Source organism: Seonamhaeicola aphaedonensis (genome assembly GCF_003386195.1).
Classification (GTDB): Bacteria; Bacteroidota; Bacteroidia; order Flavobacteriales; family Flavobacteriaceae; genus Seonamhaeicola; species Seonamhaeicola aphaedonensis.
In genome coordinates this window covers 1-4,831 of sequence record NZ_QRDX01000016.1, presented here as the reverse complement: position 1 = coordinate 4,831, position 4,831 = coordinate 1, and the positions used below count along the sequence as shown (strand labels likewise).

The window sequence follows — 4,831 nt, the reverse complement described above, 5'->3', positions numbered from 1 at the left end:
AATTTGGTTTAACCCTGAGAAGGAACACATTTACTTTAAGATGCATTGTCTGCGAAGCAGCGTAGATTAAAGTTCGCCATCGGCGAATGTGTTCCATCGGTCTAGTATAAGAATAGTAGCGGGTTTGTAAGCACTAATTTTTCGGTTAAACACAGACCTTTTTTATATTTATTTACTTTCGTTTTAGCGATTAAACCGCTATTATTTTTATACATTGTTACCTGCTGGCTTTATTCCGTTCTGCTTGGTTTTCAGCGTTGGCAAAGACATATTCTTTTGCAATTTTTGGCTTGTGTGTCGGCTAGTGCGAATTGCAAATGTGTATGGCTTTATGCATTGGGTTTTTCCAAAGCTTCATATCGTTCAATAAATTCCAAATGATAGTTTTTAGCATCAGACAATAATTGATTGAATGTTTTTACATAAACTTGGTCAACTTGTTGTTGAGTATCGATTTCCCCTCGAGTTAATCTATCATCACTTATAAATCCTCCGACTAAATAAGCAACTACTTTGTTAGGTGATTGAGGGTCGGTGTTACAACGGTCAGATATAAAACTCCTGTAGTCTTTAGCTTGTTCAATATCTTTTTTAGTTATCTTGTGATTTGGCCTCTTAATCTCTATTACAAATCTGTGGTTTGAAACTGAAGTGCAAAGAAAATCAATTCTTCTGTTTATAGGCTCAATATCTGTTTCTAAATAATTCTCTTCAAGAAGTTTAACATATTGAGCTTCGTGACGAAACATATTTATTCTAGGGTCTAATATCCAAGGAAATTTTTCAAAGAAAGGATGTATTTCCGTCACTTCAAGTGCGTTTTTAAAAATAAGTTTTTCAAATGTCTTTATAGTTTCAATTCTACCTGTCGCCAATTTATACATTTCGCGTGATTCTATAAATTCCCATTCTCTAAACAACTCCAATAATCTGCCTGTGTCAAGGTCTTCTACATCATTCAAATCTCTTGCAAAATTTTTAAAGGACTCAAATTGAAATGAATCTTTTACAAATTTTACTAATTCGGCTTGTTTTGAAGTTGGAATTCCTTCAGAGCTTAAAATTGAATCTACAAGTTTTTTGGCTAATTTTCCTTCGTGTTTTGGAAGTGATTGTTGCCAGATTTCAATATTTATATTGGCGATTTTAGATATCAGTTCAACTTGCTTCTTCTTTTTTTCTTCTCTTTGTTTTTTATAGATGTATTTTACAGCAAAACTCAAATAAATTTTCAATTTTGAAGTTTCTTCATCTTCCCAATTTAAGGATTTGCGATTAGTTGAAATCACATCTTTCGACCATTCATCAATAAAATCAATATTCAGCCATCCAGTTAAATAGGCATATCCAAAACTTGATGCTTTCTCATTGTAAAATTCTGGTTCGTTTACTAATTTCCCTCTAGAAAATAATGTAATCCCATTCATTTTGGAAGGTACAGTGCTTTTGCAAGAGATTACTTTTCCAGTAATTTTATGAGCATATTCATATTCGAAACCTACATTTTCAGAAAGCGGAAAATTCCATTCAAATTCTGTTTCAATATTATCATATTTTAACTTGTTCTTTACTTTAATTTTGTTTTCAATATCAGAGTTATGTATAATTTCCGTTTTAAATCCTGACTCATCAAAAACGGTAAAAGTTTTTGCCAAGTTATAAGCTATATTATAAGAGTCAAACGCTGTCTTTCTTCTGATTTGGGTTAAAGTAATAGTAGTTCCATTTGCATCAGTCGTGATCGTATCTCGTAAAATTATCTCTGGTTCATAATTTTCTTTTGCTTCCAAAAGTTGATTCCAATTTAAACTAAAAATGTTTCGTTTTTTATTCTTTACAGTTTCAACTTCTATGTTTGATGCTATCCCAAAAAATGATAATTTACCTATTCCCTTTTTACCAATAACATATCTTTTCCCAGATTCACTCTTTTGGGAATTTGTTTGATTTCTTCTATTTCGCCCAATCTTTAAAAATTTATCGTTTATATCTTCAAAGGTCATACCGTGACCATCATCCTTTACAATTATAGATTTGGTGTTAATATCATTTAGATAGATTTGAACTTTACTTGCATCTGCATCGTATGAGTTTGATACTAGTTCAGCTATTACTGGTGGCAAGGTGTAATACATTTGAATCCCCAAGTGTTCAATTGTATGAGGGTCAAATTTCATTACAAGTTTGTTTTCTTCCATAATTATTTGATGAATCTTATTTGCAAGTTGAGATTAAAATATAGCTCTCCATTTTCTTCGTAAATTTCTCCAAATTCGTGTCGAGAAGAACTTGCAGTATCAAGCTTTGTATTATTTAGTAAGTAATCATCAAATTCATTTCTGTTGTAAATATGATAACATAAAACGTCTCCATTTTCTTTGACGATTAAATATCCGCCTGTCGCATCATATTTTCCTGTCCAAACTTGCGAGGGCATCATTCCAAGTGCAACATCTGTCAAGAAGCGTTTAATTTTGTATTCGTAAAATTTATGTTCGTTTTCAATGTCAAAGTTTAATGGATTTTTGTCAGCCGTTTTGTTTACTAAATCGGTCAAATGTGAAAACTCACTTGAATAAAAATCAAAAACGATTTGCGATAAAATCTCTGGAAGCAAACTGTCTATTAAAACAAGGTTGTTTGAAAATATTTGTCGTTCTGTTTTTATAAAATCAAATTGCCCACCATTCTTTTGAATTTGAACAATTCTATCCATTATTTTACTTCTCGAAGCGATTGAATTGATTTGTTCAATTTCGTTTTCAGTTAAATTTGCACCAACAATTTTATAAATAAAGTTTGTCGTTTTACCTGCATTTAATAGAGTAGAAGGGCTTCCAAGTTGTGATTTTATACTAAAACCTAATGTCGGCTGTTGATTCGTTCTTTGGTCGTGAACAACAATCGTAATATCAGTTTTTGCAGTAGAACTAGCTTTTAAGGAAATACAATTTATGGATTGCATAAATTCCTCAATTTCTGGAACTGAAAAAGTCCTTTCTTTATTTTGTTTGATTGAATTTAAAAGAAAAAGAGCTTTGTCTTTAAAGTCTGAAATAGGGATTTTTAATACTTCTTCATTACCCGAAACTAAAATAATCTCATCTTGGATTGAATATTCAAAATTACCGTTGTTTTCGGTGCGAAGTATTTTGATAATTGGGTAAACTAAACCTTCTAATTTTTCTATGTCTTTGTTTCCGAGAAATAATTGTTTATCACCTAATAATTTGAACAATGCATAAATTTCGCTCCATTCTCCCTTATTTCCTGTAATCATTTGCAGTTAAGTTTTTCTATTATTTTTTCCGCTATTGCTTGAATTGCGGGAACTGCAACTGAATTTCCGAATTGTTTGTATGCTTGTGCGTCTGAAACTACTATTTTAAAATTGTCTGGAAAACCTTGTAATCTTGCCCACTCACGAGGTGTCATTTTTCTAATCCCTTCTCGATTTACCTTTCCCGAAATGTTAGTTATTGGTTTAAAATTTGTTAGTCTATCATCAAGAACTAAATTTCGTTCTCTGCCCATTCCTCCACAAACAACTGCGTTTGCTGTTCCATCATTTGGAATTATTTCATAGCCAAATCCATTTCCTTTGCTTTCGTGTCTTGCTTTATGATTTCTTAAAGTATCTATGTAGGTAGTTGAAAGATAATATTTTACTGAAACTTCTTTTTCTTCCAAAATATCTTCCAAAACAGCATCTTTATTGGTTGGTTCTGGATATTCAAAGTCTGTAATTTTGGTGTCCTTGTGGAAGCCAACTATAAAAATTCGTTCACGGTTTTGAGGCACTCCAAATTCTTTGGCATTTATAATTTGTGGCTCTGGAACATAGTAACCTAAATCTTCACGAAGCACATTTAAAATGGTTGCCAAAGTTTTTCCTTTGTCGTGATTTCTTAAACCTTTTACATTTTCGAGGAAAATTGCTTTTGGTTGTTTTTTCTTTATGATTTCCGCTACATCAAAAAACAGGGTTCCCCTTGTGTCTTCAAATCCACCACGTCTTCCTGCAATTGAAAATGCTTGACAAGGAAAACCTGCACAAAGCAAATCAAAATTGTCTGGAATATAATTTTTTGTTTCAGGTTTTGTTATATCTCCAAACGGAATTTCTCCAAAATTAGCTTTATAGGTTTGTTTTGAATACTTATCCCATTCACTTGTAAAAACGCACTTTCCTTCAAGATTTTGAAGAGCTAAACGAAATCCACCAATTCCTGCAAAAAGGTCAATAAACTTAAATTTTGGTTTTTCAGGTGCTGGAAATGGAACAGATTTATTGAGGTCAAAAATTAAATATTGAAGTGCTTCTTCCGCTACTTTATTTGTGACTTTTTCTGTTGGATATTCTTTTTCAAGAATTTCTTTTACGTAAGAAAGTGCATCTTTTTTGTAAAATTGAGAAACTCCATTTTTATGATTGTGTAAATAATGCGTAAAAGAAGCAGGTTTAGAATTATCTGGGTCAACTACTTTTATTTCAAATAGTTGTCCTTCAATGTTTTCTATGTCAATTCTTTCTTTAATCATTATCTCTTATTTAACCGTACAAGTTAATAAAGTTTGCTGTTTTGGTTGGTCGGCTTCTATATTTTTATTCACAATCTTTTCACTATGTTTTCGAGCGCAAAGGCAAAAAACAGCTCTTTTGGTTTTTCAGCTTTGGCTTATGTGTCGGCAAAAACCAAATGTGCTGTTTGTGCGGCTGGGTTCAGCTTGCAGGTAACTCAGGGTTAAACGTAGTTCTGCTTTGAGAATGAAAAGATAATAAATTCTTGAGCAATAATTAGAGAAAAGCTCTTCCTTATAATCTCTAATT

3 protein-coding genes are annotated in these 4,831 nt (G+C 31.9%); all 3 read right to left on the bottom strand.

What is annotated here, in order from left to right:
• Window positions 1-329: 329 nt before the first annotated feature.
• Genes DFQ02_RS14775 through DFQ02_RS14765 form a run of 3 tightly spaced genes read right to left on the bottom strand, consistent with a single transcriptional unit; the run spans window position 330 to window position 4,542 of the window.
• Complete coding sequence (locus tag DFQ02_RS14775; RefSeq protein WP_116525222.1) at window positions 330-2,198, bottom strand: ATP-binding protein; 1,869 nt, start codon at window positions 2,196-2,198, stop codon at window positions 330-332.
• Between the two features lie 2 nt (window positions 2,199-2,200).
• Window positions 2,201-3,280 carry an HpaII family restriction endonuclease gene (locus DFQ02_RS14770; RefSeq protein ID WP_116525221.1) on the bottom strand — a complete coding sequence of 360 codons (1,080 nt, stop codon included), beginning with the start codon at window positions 3,278-3,280 and terminating at the stop codon, window positions 2,201-2,203.
• A complete protein-coding gene (locus tag DFQ02_RS14765; RefSeq protein ID WP_116525220.1) occupies window positions 3,277-4,542 on the bottom strand; it encodes a DNA cytosine methyltransferase in 1,266 nt (421 codons plus the stop codon). Before DFQ02_RS14765 ends, DFQ02_RS14770 begins: the two co-directional genes overlap by 4 nt.
• Window positions 4,543-4,831 lie beyond the last annotated feature (289 nt).